This window comes from Helicobacter aurati (assembly GCF_003364265.1).
GTDB lineage: Bacteria > Campylobacterota > Campylobacteria > Campylobacterales > Helicobacteraceae > Helicobacter_A > Helicobacter_A aurati.
The window spans coordinates 72,141-93,622 of record NZ_NXLW01000001.1; the positions used below are offsets into that span (position 1 = coordinate 72,141).

Annotated in this window: 14 protein-coding genes, 1 tRNA gene and 1 pseudogene; 11 read left to right on the forward strand and 5 right to left on the reverse strand. The window is 35.4% G+C overall.

What is annotated here, in order from left to right; genetic code table 11:
* Positions 1–50: 50 nt before the first annotated feature.
* The 3 genes from CQA66_RS00360 to CQA66_RS00370 form a co-directional block, all read right to left on the reverse strand.
* Positions 51–1,496 carry a UDP-N-acetylmuramoyl-L-alanyl-D-glutamate--2,6-diaminopimelate ligase gene (locus CQA66_RS00360; protein WP_104762661.1) on the reverse strand — a complete coding sequence of 482 codons (1,446 nt, stop codon included), beginning with the start codon at positions 1,494–1,496 and terminating at the stop codon, positions 51–53.
* Positions 1,489–2,214 (reverse strand): hypothetical protein, encoded by a 726-nt coding sequence (locus CQA66_RS00365; RefSeq protein WP_181882203.1) that lies wholly within the window; start codon positions 2,212–2,214, stop codon positions 1,489–1,491. The genes CQA66_RS00360 and CQA66_RS00365 overlap by 8 nt, the downstream gene beginning before the upstream one ends.
* A gap of 405 nt (positions 2,215–2,619) precedes the next feature.
* Positions 2,620–3,066, reverse strand: a complete 447-nt coding sequence (locus CQA66_RS00370; protein ID WP_324843336.1) for a GatB/YqeY domain-containing protein — start codon at positions 3,064–3,066, stop codon at positions 2,620–2,622.
* 68 nt (positions 3,067–3,134) lie between these two features.
* On the opposite strand from CQA66_RS00370, the gene flgH reads away from it, so the two are divergent.
* The 4 genes and pseudogenes from flgH (at position 3,135) to CQA66_RS00395 (ending at position 9,078) form a co-directional block, all read left to right on the forward strand.
* Positions 3,135–3,845, forward strand: coding sequence for a flagellar basal body L-ring protein FlgH (gene flgH, locus CQA66_RS00375; RefSeq protein ID WP_104762512.1), 711 nt, complete (start codon positions 3,135–3,137; stop codon positions 3,843–3,845).
* Positions 3,846–4,187: 342 nt separating this feature from the next.
* Positions 4,188–6,551, forward strand: coding sequence for a TonB-dependent receptor (locus CQA66_RS00380; protein WP_104762513.1), 2,364 nt, complete (start codon positions 4,188–4,190; stop codon positions 6,549–6,551).
* A 111-nt stretch (positions 6,552–6,662) separates the two neighbouring features.
* Positions 6,663–7,738, forward strand: a pseudogene (locus CQA66_RS00390) (adenine-specific methyltransferase EcoRI family protein).
* A 194-nt stretch (positions 7,739–7,932) separates the two neighbouring features.
* The gene (locus tag CQA66_RS00395; protein WP_104762516.1) at positions 7,933–9,078 is read left to right on the forward strand and encodes an HNH endonuclease family protein; all 1,146 of its coding nucleotides are present in this window, start codon (positions 7,933–7,935) and stop codon (positions 9,076–9,078) included.
* A gap of 304 nt (positions 9,079–9,382) precedes the next feature.
* Here CQA66_RS00395 and CQA66_RS00400 read toward each other — a convergent pair whose 3' ends face one another.
* Together CQA66_RS00400 and CQA66_RS00405 are read right to left on the reverse strand one after the other, a co-directional pair.
* A complete protein-coding gene (locus CQA66_RS00400; protein ID WP_104762517.1) occupies positions 9,383–11,968 on the reverse strand; it encodes an ATP-dependent Clp protease ATP-binding subunit in 2,586 nt (861 codons plus the stop codon).
* A gap of 137 nt (positions 11,969–12,105) precedes the next feature.
* The gene (locus tag CQA66_RS00405; protein WP_104762518.1) at positions 12,106–12,903 is read right to left on the reverse strand and encodes an MnmC family methyltransferase; all 798 of its coding nucleotides are present in this window, start codon (positions 12,901–12,903) and stop codon (positions 12,106–12,108) included.
* A gap of 74 nt (positions 12,904–12,977) precedes the next feature.
* On the opposite strand from CQA66_RS00405, the gene CQA66_RS00410 reads away from it, so the two are divergent.
* The 7 genes from CQA66_RS00410 (at position 12,978) to rplT (ending at position 21,102) form a co-directional block, all read left to right on the forward strand.
* Positions 12,978–13,065: transfer RNA gene (locus tag CQA66_RS00410), tRNA-Ser, on the forward strand.
* Between the two features lie 55 nt (positions 13,066–13,120).
* Positions 13,121–16,237, forward strand: coding sequence for an efflux RND transporter permease subunit (locus CQA66_RS00415; protein ID WP_181882204.1), 3,117 nt, complete (start codon positions 13,121–13,123; stop codon positions 16,235–16,237).
* A 96-nt stretch (positions 16,238–16,333) separates the two neighbouring features.
* Positions 16,334–17,758, forward strand: a complete 1,425-nt coding sequence (locus CQA66_RS00420; RefSeq protein ID WP_104762519.1) for a PhoH family protein — start codon at positions 16,334–16,336, stop codon at positions 17,756–17,758.
* A gap of 225 nt (positions 17,759–17,983) precedes the next feature.
* Positions 17,984–19,864: a threonine--tRNA ligase gene (gene thrS, locus CQA66_RS00425; RefSeq protein ID WP_115582513.1), complete on the forward strand. Its 1,881-nt coding sequence runs from the start codon at positions 17,984–17,986 to the stop codon at positions 19,862–19,864.
* Positions 19,861–20,385, forward strand: coding sequence for a translation initiation factor IF-3 (gene infC, locus CQA66_RS00430; protein WP_104762521.1), 525 nt, complete (start codon positions 19,861–19,863; stop codon positions 20,383–20,385). The genes thrS and infC overlap by 4 nt, the downstream gene beginning before the upstream one ends.
* A 44-nt stretch (positions 20,386–20,429) precedes the next feature.
* Positions 20,430–20,624 (forward strand): 50S ribosomal protein L35, encoded by a 195-nt coding sequence (rpmI, locus tag CQA66_RS00435; protein ID WP_104762522.1) that lies wholly within the window; start codon positions 20,430–20,432, stop codon positions 20,622–20,624.
* Between the two features lie 127 nt (positions 20,625–20,751).
* A complete protein-coding gene (gene rplT / locus CQA66_RS00440) occupies positions 20,752–21,102 on the forward strand; it encodes a 50S ribosomal protein L20 (RefSeq protein WP_104762523.1) in 351 nt (116 codons plus the stop codon).
* The last annotated feature ends 380 nt before the right edge of the window (positions 21,103–21,482 follow it).

Genomic DNA, 21,482 nt, shown 5'->3' on the forward strand with positions numbered 1-21,482 from the left:
GATATGCTTCTTGTAATTCAATAAAATGATAAAACCCTTAAATACAGACATTAAATATTCTGAACATTTTGCATTTCTTTCAGAATATCAAGTACACATTTCTTGTCGCTAAAAGGAATCTTCGTGTCTTTAAAAATCTGTATCTCCTCATCTCCTTTGCCTAAGATTAATAGTACAGAATCTCTAGGCAATTCTTGTATCGCACAAGCTATTGCTTCTTTCCTATCAAGAATGATTCTTGTTACAACACTTTTTACATCGGATAATTCTACACCAACTGCTATTTCTTGAGCGATAAGTGCTGGATTCTCACTCCTGGGATTGTCATTAGTAATATAAATTCGCTTGGCGTAGCTAGCAGCGCATGCTCCCATTTTTGCACGTTTGCTCTTATCTCTATCTCCGCCAGCACCAAAAACTACACTAATGTCTCGTGTTTTAAATCCTTCAAAAACCTGCTTCATACCATCAGTCGTATGAGCAAAATCAACAATGATAAGCGGTGATGTACTTACAATTTCCATGCGACCTGCGACACCACCAAAATTTGCAAAAAGATTACAAATATCCTGTAAAGATTCTCTAGTGATGATTTTAACGGCTAATAACGCAGCAAGACAGTTGGAGAGATTAAAAAGTCCAAATAAACTTGAGGAAAAGGTAGCATCTTCTCTATTGATTTTAGCAGAAATATCACGAGAACGACTGCAAAAAGAGGAATCACCCACACTTTCATGATGAATATCCTCCGATTCGCTAGATGAAAGCTGTGCTATACGCAGTGTTACTTGAGCAAAAATCCCTTCTTTTAATGAATACGCATTCACAAACAAGTTTCCTTTTGATTCTATACCGTAACTAAAAACATTCTTTAAAAAACGCATTTTTGCTGCATTTTTTTCATCAAGGTTAATAATCTTTATGCTATCACCTGCTTGCAAGAAACTTAACTTGGTTGCTACATAATCTTCCAAAGTTTTATGATAATCTAAATGATCGCTTGTGATATTTGTAAGAATCTTAATAAAAAAATCAAGACCATAAATCCTTTCTTGCTTGATCGCATGCGAACTTACTTCCATAATAAAATACTCACAACCCACTCGAACAGCATAATCTATATCCTGATAAAGCTCCAATAATGACGGAGTAGTCAATCCCTTAGGTTTGATTTGTTTGTCATTCACAAACATACCTCGAGTCCCCAACAAAGCAACTTTATGTCCGCTATCCAAAAGCAAAGAATATATTGCCGCTGCGGTCGTGGTTTTTCCATTGGTGCCAGTGATACCTATTATCTTAATATTCGTATTGAAATATTGCTTAAGGGAATCTCTTTGTAGAATTGCAATGTGAGGAGGAAGTTCATGAATAAATCTTTGATTTTGCGGTGTTTGAAGGAAAATATATTCTTTAGAATTGCTATTGCTCTCTTGTAATAGTCGTGTGTCATCTACAATTATCGTAGATGACAATGTCTCGCGATAATTATCCATATTTTTTCTTAATAGCACCATGAGAAACTTTTTGAGGATTCTTAGAATCTTTACCACTAAAATCCACCTCTTGAGCCTTTGAGGAATTAGATATTTTTTTGGCAGTTCTATTGTTAATCTTCTTGCTTGCTTCTTCTATTATTGGAATAATATCCATGTCATAACGTGAAAGAGAATCAATATAATTAAGCGATATATCCAAATAATCATTTTCAATCAAAAGCAATAAAAATTCGTAAAAATCACCCTTGTGTGTAAAAACAATCTTTGTATTGCAACAAAGACTGCTATAAACCTCTTTAAAATCCTTTGTCTTTAGTACTTCTTTAATGTCATTATAATTGATAGCATCATAGCTTTCCATCATTGCTTTCCTGCTATCTTGCATTGTTTGTGAAAGGTAATGTGTTTTGTTATCAAATGCCTTTATAAGCTGTAAAATCATTTGTTGTATGCGACCCTTATTGGCACGTGGTTCATAAGCTAAGGAACTTTGATAAAATTCATAAATTCCCATCGCCTCTGCTCCAAAATCTAAACCTACATCGGAGAGGTAAAGACCAATTTTTGAATCTAAATCGCTTGTATCCAGCCAAAAAGCCTGCTCAAATAAAGCAAAGGCTTCTTTAAATTTTGCTTGAGAAAGATAGAGAGAAGCTTTTCTTTGCAATAACTTCTTACTTGGAGCATTCAGATTACTTGTATCTATGACTTTCATGTTTAATCCTTAGTTATGCTTAATTACTATTAAGAATCCATAAAATACTTGATTGTAACATAATTTTGCAAATTCTCGTTTTCAGAATAATAAATGAACAAATTTTAGCTATTCCTCTCAAAAATAACATAAAGTAAATCATCGACACTGCAATCAATTCTATATCTCTAATTATTTTCTTTAAAAATTGCAAAACTACTTAGTAACTTTATTCACAATAAAACATACTATAATTAAGGTGCTATAACTATATACAAAAGAATTTAATAAAAATTACTCAATCATCTATTTTTAATCGCTACCTTATATAATATTTAAGCGAATAATTACTCCCTAATATCCTAAAAACTTTCAAGTCCCAATAAGAATCCTCCATTAATTTTTTGTGTTTTCTAACACATTAAGCTAGCCTAGTAATGCTTTTGCCATTTCTGCAATCCTTTTGCCTGTCGCTACTGAAGAGAGTGATTTAGCTTCTGCCATAACCTTACCTATGTCCTTAGAATCCTTTGCCTGTACTTTCACAATAATATCGCGCAAACAAGATTCTAGCTCCGCATCATCTAATTGTTTGGGGAGATAGTGCATTATCAGATTAATTTCATACATTTCTTTCTCGGATAAATCCAATCTTCCAGCTTTATCATAGCTTTCTTTCGCATCTTCCCGTTGTTTCAACGCCGTTTTAAGAATCTGTATGCAATCCTCATTGCTCAATGTGATACGTTTATCAACTTCAACTTGCTTCATAGCAGAATGCAATGTTCGAAGAGCATCTCGCTTGACCGTGTCTTGTGCTTTCATGGCTTGTTTAATATCATTTAAAAGTTGTTCTTTGATAGAAATATCCATTAATTGTCCTTCTTGAATCATAGGAATATAATTTGCTTGGATTATACAATTTTTACTAAAGGATGAGTATGAAAAAGATAAGTTTTCAATGGTTCTTGCCTCTTTTATTGCTCAATGCACTCTACGGTTATGAACCAGAAATTGACATGAATCCTCCAGATTATGTAAATGATATGCCATCAAAGGATTTCGTACCAGAGTTTTCAAGACCAGGCTCTCTATTTGGACAAGGAGAAAGACCATTATTTGCCGATAGACGAGCCATGCGAGTGGATGATTTAATCACAATAAAAATCAAAGAAAATATCACGAATGATTTCAAAATGGACAAAAAATATAACGGTAGTAGTGGAGGCAACATAACTCCGCCGCAACTTACCTATAATGGACAAGATGCCCAACAGCAAGCAAACACACAATATCTTAACGATCAAGTCAATTACACTCTTAGTAAACCAAATAATGCAACCAACTTTCAAGGCGGTGGTACATATTCACAAGCACAGAATCTTGCTTTTACTCTCACTGCCAGGATTCTCAAAGTTATGGAAAACGGTAATTATTTCATTTATGGCAAACAAGAAATGCTTATTAATGGAGAAAAGCAGATTCTACAAGTTAGCGGCGTTATTCGTCCTTACGATATTCAGCGCGATAATAGCATAGAATCACAATATATTGCGGATAGCAAAATTTCGCTAGTTAGTGTAGGGAAAATTTCAGACACACTCAACAAAAAACCCACAACAGATGCTGTTGAATCAAACTGGCCATACTAATGGCAAAAGTTTTGCGAAAACAAAACAAATGCTTCAGAGTCAAAAACTACTCTTGCAAAGCCACAGAATAATTTCTTGAAGCATTTCTCCAAATATATTTTTCTGGAGACGGTGCCATTCCACATAATCATAATTGCCTGTAATAATTCTCTCTTCTTTATATTAAGAACGTTTGGTGCGAACAAGCAGCCTGTGTTGCATATATTACACAATACTCGGATTATTTTGCTCAATTTATATAATTCTTTAAGCTATATAAGTTAAAAAAACTCTATAATAAGCAACAACCATTTATCTAAGCAACAAAGTTGCATAAATCACGATTCTTTAAAGGGGATAATTATGAACAAAATATTAATACTTCCATTGATATTTTCACAAGCAGTATTCGCTCTTGATTCTGATACCAATAACGTACAGCAAAATAATTCTACACAGAAACAAAGCAATATAACATCTAAACACTCCTGGCTCCTTGATAATCTTATAGCAACAGGATCGCCCCTTGCAAGCGATACTTCTAAAATACCTGGCAATGTATCCACTGTTGATAAAGAACATATTACACAACTGCCCAATCAAAAAGCGGCAGATATTGTTAAAAAATTAGCAGGCGTGACTGTACAAAGAGATGTAGGCTTTAATCCACGTCCGGCAATCAAAATACGCGGCATTAATTACGGGACACTCATTATGCTTGATGATGTGATTCTTAGTGATTTAGAAGGAGAAAATAGAATCCTTAATCAAATTTCGCTCTATGATATCGAACGCGTTGAAGTCGCACGTGGAGCATTCTCTAGCCTCTATGGTACAAACGCTATGGGCGGAGTAATCAATTTTATTACATCAATGCCTACCACTTTGCAATTAGAAGCAATCGCAGGATATGGCAGTGAATTTCAAGAAAATACTGCTGATAAAAACACCTTAAGATTCTATGCAAGCATTGGAAATGCCTTTTTGAACAAAAGACTACGTACAAAAATAAGCGGTAGCTTCAATAGTAGCGAAGGCTATGCAAGTTTCCCTACTTATCCTAATATCGCGGGGAGTCCCGATAACAGTGTCTCTATCACACAAACGGGTTGGTTTACCGACAAAGAGGGAAGAAAAATCATAGGAGATGGAGGCAGGAGGGACACTACAATTTGGGACATGCGAGCAAAGGCTGAATACGACACTGGTGATACAGGAATGCTTAGTGGAATGTTTAGCATTTCCAACCATAGCTATGATTTCAAAAACTTCACAAGTTATTTACGTGATAGTAACGGCAATGTAGTGGATAAAGTGAATGGTAAAGATTATTTCGTAGGTTCAGGCTGGGGAGGCATGGGTAGCTACACACATATTTTAGGTAATTTATCCTATCAACATGAATTTGATGAATCTTTCCTCAAGGTTTCACTCTCCACAGTGAATCTCCTAAGCTTTTGGCAAGACGCAGACAACAATAACGGTGGTGATAGATTCGGCGGTGCTGGCACAAGTCAAGACATCAATACCTCTAGTAATTATTTAGATATTCTTTATAATTTCTCCATAAATGACAAGCATTCCCTAGCAACAGCCTTGCAATTTCGTTACCTCTATTTACTACAAGAAAACTATCAACTCACAAATTGGCGACAAGACTCTAATCTCTTAGGATTGCCCGCTCTTCCCAATCGGCAGGGAAAATCTACGCGCGCCTATGGTTCTCATGCTGTGGTTGCCTCAACATACGCAAACATCAGTTCACAATGGTTAGATAATCTCTCTACAAATCTTGGGCTTCGCTATGACTATTGGCAGAATTTCCGTTCGTTTGCGAGAGGAGATTCGCTCAATGTGAATCCAGATTCTAAGCCTTTGCAAACTTCACAATTCAGTCCAAAAGCCTCAATAAACTACAATATTTTCCCTTTTTGGCTTCTGAGAGCAGGGATTGGTTCAGGATTTAGAATGCCCACTCTACGTGAAGCCTACCCGCCAAACTCTCATGGAATCTGGCAAGCGAATGCAGATTTAAAGCCAGAAGTTGGGATAAGCTTTGAAGTAGGTAGCGAATTACGGAATCAATATATCGATTTAAGCATTTATTACTTCCAAACGGAGCTCTTTGATATGATATATCGTTCAGGCGCGGGTACACAGGCTAATCCTAGAATCTTTAGAAACGCAGGATACGGACGCATTAACGGAGTGGAAGTAAGCGTTGCGATTCCTATTTATGATATGGGGAATTGGGGCAGTCTCAATATCGAAGGCAATTACACACTGACAAACGCAAAAGTACTCAAAAACAACGCAGATACTAATAGCATAGGCAAACAACTCCCGGAAGTTCCACTGCATGTAGGCAATATTGCCTTGCACTTACTTCCCGCAAAGACATTTACTTCTAGCAAAAAATCTCAAATCATAGACAAAGAAGGAACGACACAAAAGCCCCCTTATCGCAGTGGATTATATATGAGTATATGGGCATATTTCACTTCGGCATTTTTTGATGATTCAAACAATTCCCCCGTATTATCCCAAACATTCGGACATCATGAGGCACAATTCACTTTGAATACAAAAGTGGGCTATCTCTTTGATAAGGGATTAGATCTCTCTGCGCAGTTTCTCAATATCACAAACAATCGTTATTATGACTTCTATCGCGTAGCTGGAGCGAGTTTCTACATTCAAGCACGATATAAATGGGGAAAAGCCTAGCTCTCTTAAGAACAACAAATGGAATGAAACACAATGATTCTATTTAATCGATTGATTCCATGCTACAATCACAGATAAATTCTGCTAATAAATTTCATAAAGAGCAAAATTATGTCCAGAGTTAATAACACAAATTTACACGAAGCAAGAGTGAACAAAAAAGATGAATTTTACACACAATTAAGCGATATAGAAAATGAATTAAAGCACTATAAACAGCATTTTAAAGATAAAATTGTGCTATGTAATTGCGATGACCCAGAATATAGTAACTTTCATCGATACTTTCGCCTAAATTTCTTAGAGCTTGGATTAAAAAAGCTGATTACGACACATTATAAAGGCGATGGGGGAGCAAGCTATGCAAACATTCTTACGCGTGAAATGGTAGAGAAAGATAGGGATTATATTAATCTTAGCGTATTTGATAAAAGCGTGGTTTGTGGCTCACAAACCACGAAACACGAAACACGAAACACGAAACACGAAACACGAAACACGAAACACGAAACACGAAACATCGCTCGCAGATAACACATAAAAATGAATTTATTAAAAACCCTAAGCTTACTCCCTTAAAAGAAAATGGTGATTTTAGAAGTAATGAATGCCTAGCACTCCTTCAACAAAGCGATATAGTCGTAACAAACCCGCCCTTTTCACTATTCCGAGAATATGTCGCAAAGCTGATTGAATATCAAAAGAAATTTTTAATCATTGGGAACTTACACGCAATCACTTACAAGGACTTCTTCCCGTATCTCAAGGACAATAAAATTTGGCAAGGATACACACATCCTAAGCTTTTCTTAGATGTCAATACAGGAACAAAAGAAGCATTCAAGCTCTTTGGTAATATTGGTTGGTATACTAACTTAGCCATTAAAAAGCGAAGTGAAATTCTAGAAACTATCCATACTTACGCAAAAAATCCCGAGAAATATCCCAAATATGATAATTATGATGCAATCAATATTAATAAAACCAATGAGATTCCTATGGACTATGAAGGAGTGATGGGCGTACCTGTAACTTTCCTTGACAAGCATAATCCAGAGCAATTTGAGATTTTGGGAATCGATAGATATATAAAAAATAATCCAAATTATGGAAGGCGCTTTAAAATAAATAATAAAGAAATCTATGCCAGAATCCTTATTCGCAGAATCATGAACAAAAGGGAATAGCAGTCAATTTGCATTTGTCATATTGCAAATGTAAGCTAAGAGATTACTCTATTGAGCCTTAAACAAAAAGCTTTATGAAGGATTGATAAAAGACAGATTAACGGTAGTGGGCTTGTTAGATTCACTAAGTATCTCTCATGCTTTGCGAAAGTAAGCCTCTATCAAAAAACAATCATAATATGTTAAGGAAAATCATGCAAATACAAGAATATAAAATCAAAATTAGGGATTTAGTGCAAGGATATAGCAGAGATGAAGAAAGTGATGAAGTCGTAGCGTATGCAAGTGAAGATTCAAAAGCAAGGCTTAATATCCGCCCCAAATACCAAAGAGAATTTGTCTATAAGGATAAACAAAGAAATGCGGTGATTGAAACAATATTTAAAGGTTTTCCTTTAAACACAATGTATTGGGCAAAGAATACAGAATCTAGCGCGGAATACGAATACGAAGTACTCGATGGACAACAAAGAACTATAAGTATTTGTGAATATTATAAAGGCGATTTCTCAGTCAATGAGATTTATTTTGGAAATTTACCAAAGGATAAGAAGGAAGCATTCTTAGACTATGAATTGATAATTTATATATGTCTAGGAAGTGATAGCCAGAAGTTAGAATGGTTTAGAGTTATCAATATTTCTGGAGAGAAACTCACAGAACAAGAATTACGTAATGCCATCTATGCAAGCGCATGGTTAAGCGATGCCAAAAGGCGATTCTCTAAGAAAAACTCCTTATGTGAGCAAAAAGGAGGTAAATATCTCAAAGGTTCGAGCATTAGACAGGAATTTTTAGAGACAGTCCTTGCATGGAAAGCAGACAAAAGGGAAGACAAAGCGATATGTGAATATATGGCAAAGAGCGCGCAAGATTCCAAAAATGCTGATAAGCTGTGGTTTTACTTCAATAATGTCATAGATTGGATAGAGGCAAAATTCCCTAAATATCGCAAAGAAATGAAAGGTTTAGAATGGGGGCTACTCTATAATGCCTATAAAGATAAAGAACTTGATAAGGACGAGCTAGAAGAACAAATAAGCGCGCTTATGCAAAATAATGAGGTACAAAAGAAAAGTGGAATCTATGCCTATCTCTTAAGTGAAAATGAGAAATTCTTAAATTTAAGAAGCTTTGATGATACGATAAAAAGAGAAGTCTATGAGGCGCAAGGAGGAAAATGCGCCAACCCTAAATGCCCGCATAAAAAGAGGATTTTTGAAATCAATGAAATGGAGGCTGACCATATTATACCTTGGAGTAAGGGAGGTAAAACGCAAAAGACAAATTGTCAAATGCTTTGTCGTGAATGTAATAGGGTTAAAAGTGCAAAAGCATAGAATCATACTTAACATCATCTTACAATATGCTTGCATCATATTGATTTAATTATTTTGCCATTCTCAGATTCTCAAGTTTTTTTTTTTGAATCTTCATCTCAATCTGACTGCTCTCATTTAGCCTATAAACTAGGGAGATGACTCTTAATCATAAATCATCAAATACCCATGCAAAGCCCGCCAAAACAAAGGATAATCTCTGTAATGCAAATATGAAAGATGGAAGTATCTACATATTTTGGCTTAATAGCTTAAAGGTATTGGAGCATAGCTTCAGAATGTTTATTAAGATTGTTGAGTGCATTTATGAATCAGATTCTATCTTTGTAATATTCGTCTGCACTACACCGTCTTGCATACTAAAAGTAACATTACTCTTTTCTGTCAAGGTTTCATTCAGAATCATTTCAGACAACACGTCTTCAATATATCGTTGTATAGCTCTTTTGAGCGGTCTCGCACCATATATACTATCAAAACCACTCTCGGCAATATAATCTTTCATAGAATCTGTAAGCTGCAAAGTAATTACCTTATCTTTTAACTTGTCTTGCACATTTTCTACCAAAATATCGATGATATTTCTAATGTCTTCTTTGTTTAGAGAATTAAAGATTATTTTATCGTCTAAGCGATTGAGAAATTCTGGTCGAAAAAACTTCTTTAGCTCCCTATCGATAGCTTCTCTTTGTTGTTGTAAATCCTGTGAATCAACAATAATCTCGCTGCCGATATTACTCGTTAAAATAATCACTGTGTTCTTAAAGTCCACAACAACGCCTTTATTGTCGGTCAATCTTCCTTCATCTAGCACCTGCAAAAGTGTGTTGAAAATCTTTGGATGAGCCTTTTCTACCTCATCAAAAAGCACGACACTATAAGGCTTTCTACGTACTGCTTCAGTCAGAATACCACCCTCTTCATATCCCACATAGCCTGGTGCCGCACCTGTAAGCTTGGTTGCATCAAATTCTTGCATATATTCACTCATATCAAGCCGAATAAGCTCTCTATCGCTATCAAAAAGGAATTTTGCTAGAGCTTTTGCGCTTTGTGTTTTGCCTACACCACTTGAACCTAAAAACAAAAAGCTAGCAATAGGTCTATTAGAATCATTTAGTCCAGCCTTATTGCGTTTAATAGCACGTGCGATAGCCTCTATGGCTGCATCTTGTCCTATTACGTTTTTTTTAAGATTTTCTTCAATATGTAGAATCTTTTGTTTTTCAGATTCCAACATTTTCCCCACAGGTATTTGAGTCCATCGCGAAACAATTTCAGCAATACTCTCTTTAGTTACCGCATGTTTGAGTAATGAACCATCTTTTTGCAATGTTAGCCATTTGGATTCTAAATCTTGAAGCAAAACATGCAATTTAGGAATCTTACCGTGCTCTATCTCCCCAACTTTACCATAATCGCCACTTCTGCGCGCTAGCTCGCTTTCTCTTCGTAAAGATTCTATATCATTTTTCGTTTTTGCAATCGTAGTAAATAGCTGTTTCTCGTTGTCAAAGATAGCTTGCAAATTCGCAAGCTTTTCTTTAGAATCTGCAAGTTCTTTTTCTATCTCTTGCAATCTTTGTGTATTATTTTCTCCTTTATCAAGATTAAGTGCTACTTTCTCAACTTCAAGAGCTTCAATTTCATGCTTAACTTTCGAAATAGCTTTCGGTTCAGATTCTATTTGCATTTTAAGCTCGGCTGCTGCTTCGTCAATTAAATCTATTGCTTTATCGGGCAAATAGCGATTAGTGATATAACGGCTAGAGAGCTTGACACTTTCTACTAGCGCACCGTCCGTAATGCTCACATTGTGATGGGATTCTAAGCTTTCTTTAATACCTCGCATAATTTGCAATGCTTCGTTTTGTGTGGGTTCATTGATGGCAATAGGCTGGAATCTCCTCGCAAGTGCCGCATCTTTCTCGAAATATTTACGATACTCTTTGATTGTTGTCGCTCCAATAGTACGTAATTCGCCTCTCGCAAGAGCTGGTTTCAAAATATTGGCAGCGTCCATTCCTCCTTCGCTTGCACCTGCATTAATGATTGTATGAATCTCATCAATAAAAAGAATAATGTCGCTATTTCTTTTAACTTCATCAATAATCGCTTTTAATCTTTCTTCAAATTCCCCGCGATATTTTGCTCCAGCTGTAACCGCCGCCATATCAAGAGCAATAAGCTGTTTATTCTGTAAAGATAATGGAACTTCTTTTTTAACGATTTTTATTGCCAATCCTTCCACAACTGCAGTTTTACCGACACCAGGTTCGCCTAACAAGATAGGATTGTTTTTTGTTTTACGTATCAGAATTTGCATCATACGTTCAATTTCTTCATTTCTCCCAATGACCGGGTTGAAAGAATTTTGCATGGCAAGTTTAGTGAGATTTGTCCCATACTTTTCGAGAATCTCTAATGTATCATCGCTACTTTGTGTGTCCATCTTTGCGCCTTTACGCATATTTTTCAGCGTGTTAAGCAATTCCAATTTATCAACGCTCTTTAAATATTCTTTAAAGTGCGAATCAATATTTGCGCGGATAAAGCTATCTACGCCCACGAAACTATCTCCCTCTGTTGATGAAAGAGTGAGCGCTTGCTCCAAAGCATTAAGAAGTTCGGAAGAAAGAGTCATATTTTGCAAGTTGCTATTGCTGGATTTTGGGAGTTGTTCAATCTCCTGTGTTAAGGCTTGAATGATTGCGTTAATGTCTTCGTTATTTCTATGTAATGCTTGATAGAGGATAAAATTCGAATCAGCCAACATAGCAAGCAAAGCATGCGTGGGTTTCGCTTCAGGATTTTTATGTCTTGCAGCAAATTGCACCGAAGTATTAATAACCTCTCGCATTTGATTTGTTAATTTTTCGAAAATATTCATGTTCTGCTCCTTATGGATGAATGTACGCAGAAGTATAGCATATATTTAGCAGTATATATCATAAAGTGCTAATTTTATTAAAATTTATATCTTTTTAATAATAAATATTTAGTCTATTGATATAACTAAATATTAGTTCATTGACTATAATCTTTAAAAAATACACTCCCTAGTGCATGCTTCACTGCCTTGAATCCTACATACTGTGCGGATTCCAAGATATTTTTAGCTTTTGCATAAGTGGTAATGATAGAACGATTAGCTGTAAGAGCAAAAAGTTTCTCAAAATAATGAATGCTCCATAATTCCGGATTCTGTGATTGTGAAAACGCATCTTGAAAAACAACATCAAAGAATCCTTTTGGGAAAGTTTGCAAAAATTCCAGCGCATCACCATGCAAAAAATACAAAATTTGATTATTATCCTGATAAACGCCGTTTGTATCAAGATTCTCTAAAATATCTCGCGCTTTGCTAGCAAACTCGGCTGGATAAGGGAAACTTCGCAGAGTCTTTAAGAGATTATTTTTTTCAGGAGAGTAAATCTCACAATCAACAAAATAATGCAACGTCATAAAAGCATTAAATCCCAACCCAAAACAAATATCAAGAATCCTCAAAGGACGGAATCTTGGTAAATCGCGCAAAAGATTCGATAGATTGTCATGATGGTTGAATGATTGAGGGTTTTTCATTAAGGCTACAAGCTTGGATGGAAAATCATGCAAACTATGAGAATGCAAGGATTCTTGAAAAAGCATTACAGGGACTATGTGTTTGTAAAGAGTTTCGTTGTATGCTCCTAAACTCTTAGAATGGTAACCTTGCTGATAATGCGTGTTGTAGAGACTAAAAGAAGAATCCGCACATTGTATAATGGGATATTCTGCAAAATATCTGCAAAAATTCTGTGTTTTGTCTGTTTGTTGCTGCATAATTTTACTTTATGTTGAAAACTATGAAGCTATTATAAAATATTTTTAGAATCTTATGATACAATGCAGCTTTTAGAGAGGTGTCCGAGTGGTTGAAGGAGCACGCCTGGAACGCGTGTAAAGTGCAAGCTTTCGAGGGTTCGAATCCCTTCCTCTCTGCCATTAACATTGTACTTTTTACACCTCTCTATTAATCTTACATCTTACTGGTGATACTATGATTTCACGATTTTTTATTGAACGTCCTGTGTTTTCTATGGTTGTATCTATCATTATTACCTTAGTTGGCATTATTAGTATTTTTATACTACCAGTTGAAGAATATCCTCAAGTAGTACCAAACGAAATAACTGTCCAAGCAACTTACAGTGGGGCAAATGCGGAAGTTGTAGCAAATACAGTGGCAAGCGTTATAGAAGATAGCATTAATGGAGTAGAAGGGATGCTCTATATGAAATCCTCTTCATCTTCAAGTGGCTTTCTTAACCTAAGTGTTTATTTTAGCAACGATACAAACGCTGACATGGCTCTTGTCAATGTGAGTAATAGAGTGCAGGCAGCTCTAACGCAACTTCCTACAGAAGTGCAAAGAGTTGGTGTTACAACACGTAAGAGATCTTCTACAATATTGTCAGTCTATGCAATGTATTCAGATAATGCTGCTTATGATGCTACCTATGTAGCTAACTATGCAATTCTTAATATCATTAACGAACTTAAACGAGTTCCCGGAGTGGGGGACATAACAGCTTTCGGGCAAAGAGACTATTCTATGAGAATCTGGTTGGATATAGACAAACTTTCTCAAAATAATCTCACACCTTCAGAAGTCGCAAAAGTTATTTCAGAACAAAACTCACAGTTCGCTGTCGGATCATTTGGCGCAGAGCCTATACGAAATGATATTGCTTTTACCTATTCTGTAACAACACAGGGACGTTTCATTAAGGCAGAAGAATTTGGAAATATTATTATTCGTTCTAATGACGATGGTTCTGCGCTTCGATTAAAAGATGTAGCAACAATTGAATTAGGTGCAAAGGATTATAGTGTTAGTCCCCTCCTTAATGGCAAAAATGCGGCTGCCTTTGGAATCTCATTACAGCCCGGTGCAAATGCCCTTGATGTGGCAGATAATGTCGAGAAAAAGATGCAAGAATTATCACAAGCCTTTCCCGTTGGTTTGCACTATAAAAATGTCTACAATACAACAGCATTCGTCAAAATCTCTATTAAAGAAGTAATAAAAACATTCGTGGAAGCCATCGTACTAGTAATTGTAATTATGTATTTTTTCTTGCAAAATTTTCGCGCAACCATTATTCCAGTCATTGCTATTCCTGTTTCTATAATAGGCGCATTTGCAGGCATGTATGCGCTTGGATTTTCAATCAATCTACTCACGCTCTTTGGATTAATATTAGCAATTGGAATCGTCGTTGACGACGCAATTATCGTGATTGAAAATGTCGAACGTATTATTCATAGCGAAAACCTCTCTGTAAAAGAAGCCACAATAAAAGCAATGAACGAAATACAAGGTCCGGTTATAGCGATTGTGCTTGTGCTTTGCTCAGTGTTTATTCCAGTCGCATTTATCGGTGGCTTTAGTGGAGCAATTTATAAGCAATTTGCTATTACTATTGTGATTTCAGTAATAATCTCTGGATTCGTAGCCCTTACTCTAACCCCTGCTCTTTGTGTATCCATCTTAAAAAGCACGAGCCCGAAACCTTTTTACATCGTAAAACGATTCAACGACTTCTTTGATTGGCTTACATTCAAATTTGGCAAACAAATTGCCAGAGCACTAAGATATGGTTTAGCTCTTGTACTATGTTTTATAGCAATTATTGGTACATCTTGGGGATTATTTACTAAGCTACCAACAAGCCTTGTACCCAACGAAGACAAAGGCATTATGTTAAGTTTTATTCAATTAGCACCTGCTTCTTCACTCTCACGAACAATTGCGGAAGGAAAGAAAGGCTTAGCTTTAATGGAACAAGATAAAAACATTGATTATAGCTTTCTAATTGCTGGTTTTGACATGCTAACAGGAGCAGCTCGCTCTAGTGGTGCCATCATTTTCTCTACATTCAAAGATTGGAGCGAACGTAGCGAAAGTTCATTTGACATTGTTCGACGTTTTATGGGGGTATTAAATCATAATTTAGATGCTCAAACATTGGTATTAAATCCGCCAGCTATTATGGGATTATCTATCGCTGGTGGTTTTGAGATTTATATCCAAGACAGAAGTAATGGAACGATAGAAGATTTAGAAAAATACGCGAATCTTGTCGTTGCAGAGGCAAACAAACGACCGGAGCTTGCAGGTGTAAGAAGTCTGTTTGATTCTAATATTCCACAATATTTCATTACGTTAGATAGAGAAAAAGCCAAAGCAATGCAAGTAAATGTTGATGATGTTTTTACAACGTTACAAAGCACTTTTGGACAATATTATGTCAATGATTTTAATCTCTATGGAAAAACCTATCAAGTTAATATTCAAGCACAAAGTCAGTTTAGAGAAACACCAGAAGATTTAAGTCGCATATTTGTCAAATCAAGCAAGGGCGATTTGATTCCAGTAAGCACATTGGTACATTTTGAACGTGTAACTGGGGTAGACATTCTTGAAAGATTCAATCTTTTTACAGGAGCGAAAATCATGGGTAGCCCCAAACAGGGTTATTCTAGTGGTGATGCCTTAAAAGCTATTGAAGAAGTAGCTAAAAAGGTATTGCCAGATGGTTATACCATAGCCTATTCAGGCTCAAGCTATCAAGAAAAAAATGCAGGTGGATCGGGAGTAATAGCTTTTGTTTTTGGATTAATTTTCGTCTTTTTGATTCTATGTGCGCAATATGAACGATGGCTTATGCCATTATCCGTACTTACTGCTGTGCCGTTTGCCGTGTTTGGCGCAGTATTAGCTACAACGTTAAGGGGATTAGATAATGATATATACTTCCAAATAGGACTTGTCATGCTTATTGCTCTATCGGCAAAAAACGCTATTCTGATTGTTGAATTTGCGCAACATTTACGTGAAAGAGAGGGAAAAAGCATTATGGAATCTGCGATTGGAGCGGCAAAATTAAGATTTCGTCCAATCATCATGACCTCCCTTGCTTTCGGTATTGGCGTGCTACCTTTAGCATTAAGTACGGGAGCGGGTAGCGCAAGCAGACATGCCATCGGTACAGGCGTTATTGGGGGAATGCTCGCAGCAACTTTTATTGCAATATTTTTTATTCCATTATTTTGGAGTTATCTAGCGCGTTTTGGGGAATGGTTGCAACATAAATCAAAAAATAATTTATAGAGCTTGAATCGAAGATAAAAGATAAAAATTGATAAATCTTAACTTCTACCTTAAACCCTTAACGGCTTCATTTAATTAAGATTCAAAAGGAGATTTTTGCAAAAGTTTTTGTTGGATACTTCAATTATCCTTGATAATACACAAAATTTAGTTTACTTACATGAAAAAAACCATGAACTTTACATTAGCGATATTATTTTAGAAGAGCTTGATAGAAAAAAAGATTCTCAAAGCGAAAGTGGGTTTTTTGCTAGAGAATTTTTTCGCTGTATTGTCAATATTCTTGACACAGACACTTATACTAAATCACCAAATGATATGCAAAGAGAGATGAATATCAAGCCATTAGCAGGAGACTATATTTCACGTATTGAGTTTAAAAGTGGGGAAATATCTGTACCAATTTGGGTTATTACGCGAATAAAATATAAAGCAATGTTTGTAGATTACGGTTATAACGATGCGCGCATAAGAGAGATAGCAAAAGACTACAAACTCATCTTACTTACTAACGACGTAGCGTTACGCGTACGTTCATTAACTGAAAATATAGAATCTCATTCGCTAAAGAGAGGACAGGTCCTTAATCCAAAAAATATTAATTTCATTTATAAAACAAAATTGCTTCGGGATCTAAGTGATAAAAAGACATTTGAGGAGAGCAAGGCGTTCCAAGCATTAAGTCAGTGGCATCTTGTTGAAATTGAAGAAATAGATTATACGGATAGTGAATGTTATCTTACAGGCAAGAAACTTTTTGGAGTAAAATACAATAATCAGCTTGAAATTCTTGCTTTAGATTCTATCATTAAAGAACATAAGCCTTATATCCTTCCCCTAAATATCGAACAAAAACTAGCCTATGTCATGCTTACCTATCCACACAATCAATTAAGCATTATCACAGGAAGCACAGGAAGCGGTAAAACTCTTATCGCCCTACAAGCTGGAATCTCCCTGCAAAAATTAGGGCTTGTCGATGGCATTATTTATATGCGCAATACGATTACGGCTAATGATAAAGAAGCAGAATTGGGCTTTAGAAAAGGCGATGAGATTCAGAAACTCCATTATTTTATGTATCCACTTTTTAGCAGTATTAATTTTATAATCGAAAGCCTTAAGGAAAATTCACTAGCTAAACGTATTGAGTATAGAGGGGAAAGTAAAAGTATAGACAAGGAGGAATCAACACAATATTTTTTGCAAAAACATAAAATTGAGATTCTGGACATAGCGCATGCAAGAGGTATTAGTTTACACAATAAATTTATTATTTTCGATGAAGTGCAAAATGCCTCTGATGCAACTATTAAATTAATTGGTACAAGACTTGGAGAAAAAAGTCGAATTGTTTTTTTGGGTGATTACAACCAAATAGATCATCCTTATTTAAGTAAATTCCGTAACGGCGCATTAAGTCTATTATCTCGAGCGAAAGAAGATGATTTTCTCTTTGGATTGCAATTGCAACATACCATTCGCAGTCAGATTGCTCATTGGTTTGATGAAAAATTTTAATTTATGATTCTCAATTTGTTGAAAATATAAGCAATTAATATAACTATTAGGCTCAATAAATACAATAATTTGATACTATTTCTACAATCTCAAGGAACTTATTCTATTTACCTGTATTTAAGCTGGTTTTAAGCTGCCATTTGTATAATTAGCCACTAAATTACATCTATCTATTTCCCTCGTTATTAAAGTTATTACATGCTTTGCAAGCAATAATGAACATTCATGTATAAATTAGAGAAAGGAATTTTCGCATTGCAAAATATCATTGGTTATGTGCATGATAATGCAATTATTGATACCCAAACAGTTACAGAACAAAATCTTGATGTCTCAACATTAGAACCAATATTTTTTACTGATACTCCACTAGCTCACGAAATTATACGTCATACCTGTGCGCATTTACTTGCAGAGGCGGTTAAATCTCTTTATCCTGAAGCCAAATTTTTTGTTGGACCCGTCGTAGATGAAGGATTTTATTATGATTTCAAAGTAGATTCTAAAATCGGCTTAGAAGATTTACCTATAATAGAAAATAAGATGAAAGAAATTGCCAAGAAAGGCAACAAACTGAATAAAATCCATTTGACACGCAAAGAAGCGGAGCTTAGATTCAGCAATGATGAACTCAAACAAGCCGTTATAAGCAAAATACATGGTGATAGCTTTAGCATTTATCAGCAAGGTGATTTTGAAGATTTGTGTAGAGGTCCGCATTTACCACATTTGAAATTTCTACAAGCATTTAAATTAACAAAGATTGCTGGAGCGTATTTAGGGGGAGATGAAAAAGCAACGACGCTCACTAGAATTTATGGCATCGCTTTTGCACAGAAGCAAAATCTAAAGCAACATTTGTATTTACTGGAAGAAGCCAAGAAACGAGACCATCGGAAGTTAGGCAACGAAATGGGATTATTTCATTTTGATGAAGAAATAGGTGCTGGATTGCCAATATGGTTACCTAGAGGTGCAAGGTTGCGCCGAAGATTAGAGGATCTGCTTACCGCGGCTCTTATTCACAATGAATATGAACCCGTACGAGGACCAGAGATTCTCAAGAGCGATGTATGGAAAATTAGCGGACATTATACAAACTACAAGGAAAATATGTATTTCACAACTATTGATGATGTAGAATATGGGATAAAACCTATGAATTGCGTAGGACATATTAAAGTCTATCAAAGCAGCATTCGCAGTTACAGGGAATTACCATTGAGATTCTATGAATATGGTGTTGTACATAGACATGAAAAAAGTGGTGTATTACACGGGTTATTGCGCGTTCGTGAATTCACACAAGACGATGCGCATTTATTTTGTCGTGCCGATCAAATAGAATCGGAAGTTCATGCTATTTTACAATTTACACAGAGAGTTATGCGGGCATTCCACTTTGATTACGAAATGGAACTGTCTACTAGACCAGAAAAGTCAATAGGCAGCGATAGTGTATGGGAAACCGCTACTAACGCATTAAGAAACGCGCTTGAAGCTAATAAAGTTGATTATCATATAGATGAAGGTGGTGGTGCATTTTATGGACCCAAAATTGACATTAAAATCACAGATGCTATTGGGAGAAAATGGCAGTGTGGGACAGTACAAATTGATATGAATTTACCAGAACGTTTTTCTCTAAGCTATATTGATGAAAACAATCAACACACGCAGCCAGTCATGATTCATCGTGCTATCTTAGGAAGCTTCGAGAGATTTATTGCTATTTTGATTGAACATTTTGGAGGGGAGTTTCCCTTTTTTATTGCTCCTACACAAGTTGGAATTATCCCACTATCAAATGAACATCTAAGCTTTGCTACAAAATTACAATTGGCTTTACGTGATTTAGAAATCTATGCAGAAATTCACGCAAAATCAGATTCTCTCAACAAAAAAATACGTAATGTAGAAAAACAGAAAGTACCATTTATTGTTATTATTGGCGACAAAGAAGTACAAAACAATACTCTTTCCATACGAGACAGATACACTAACGATCAAACTGACAGAAAGCAAGGAGAAAGCATGCAATATACAATGGGTGTTTCAGACTTTTTAGAGAAAGTCAATCAATTGAATAGAGAGGTAAACTTTTGAGTAAAGAAGAAGTATTAATAAATGAGCAAATTCCCTTTAAAGAAGTAAGGTGCATATCTGAAGCGGGTGAACAGTTAGGTATTTTAAGTAATGAGGCAGCGCAGAGATTGGCTAAAGAACAAGGTTTGGATTTAATTTGCATTTCTCCAACTGCCAAGCCTCCTGTATGTAAAATTGTAGAGTATGGCAAATTTCGCTATCAAATTGAAAAAAAACTTAAAGAATCAAAGAAAAAACAAAAGCAAATCGAAGTTAAAGAAATTAAACTCTCCACACAAATTGCGCAGAATGATATTAATTATAAAATAAAGCATGCAAGGGAATTTTTTGAAGAGGGTAAACATGTGAAATTTCGGGTTTTCTTACGAGGAAGAGAGTTGCAAAATCCAGCGGCGGGCTTTGAAATGTTGCAAAGAGTATGCGCAATGGTAGAAGATATCGCGCATACAGATAAAGAACCAAAAGTCGAAGGAAAATATGCAACTGCCTTAATGATTCCGAATAATAAGCTTAAGGTATAATTTTTATGTTATAATTTCGGTTTATTTTTGCGAAAGGAGAATGAATGCCAAAGATGAAAACTAATCGTGGTGCTGCAAAGCGGTTTAAGCTTAAGAAAAATGCTATTAAAAGAGCTGCTGCTTTCAAAAATCATATCTTGACAAAAAAGTCACCCAAACGTAAGGCAAGATTAAATGCACCGCATTATGTGCAAAGTGCTAATAAAGAATCTATCGAACGTCTTTTATGCTTAAGGTAGATTAAATAACGAAAGCTTCAATGCGCTTTACATAATCAGAATTGTCCCCTAAATTAGGGAAAGTCTAAACGCAAGTTTACGCCTTAAATTATCCAAAGATAGTAAGGCAAAGTTACAGGAGAACAACATGAGAGTTAAAACAGGTATAGTACGAAGAAGAAGACACAAAAAGATTCTAAAACTCGCAAGAGGTTTTTACAGCGGCAGAAGAAAACATTTCAGAAAAGCTAAAGAACAGCTAGAACGAAGTTTATGCTATGCTTATCGTGATAGAAAACAAAAGAAAAGAAACTTTAGGGCACTATGGATAGTTCGCATAAATGCTGCTTGCAGGAAAAATGATATAAGCTATTCTCGATTTATTAATGGACTAAAAAAGGCTCACATTGACTTAGATAGAAAGGTGCTAGCGCATATAGCTTATAGCAACCCTGTTGCGTTTGCAAACATAGTACAAAAAGTTAAACAAAGTCTTTAATCCCCTTATTCAAATTATTTAGGGAATATAGCATCTGCACTACCAATACCATGCCTACCAATTAAAATTATTTGGTAAAGGTGTTCAATGCAATACCTTAACGAATCCTAATTTTGATTCTAATTGTATTTGATTGCACTGCTTCTTCTTAGTAAATCTCATAGTTAAACTTAGATTATTTCTTTTCAAAAAGCAAATTAGGAATATATATCTCAAATCTATCTTAATAGTGAGTTCTAATCATCACAATATTGTATGGTTTAATAAAATAAATCAATCATAATTTGAATAAAATAATAAATTTAATCATTTAATAAATCTTTAAATAGGAGAAATTTATGCCTAATGACAGTGAAGAACTTGACGTAAAAACAAAAAAA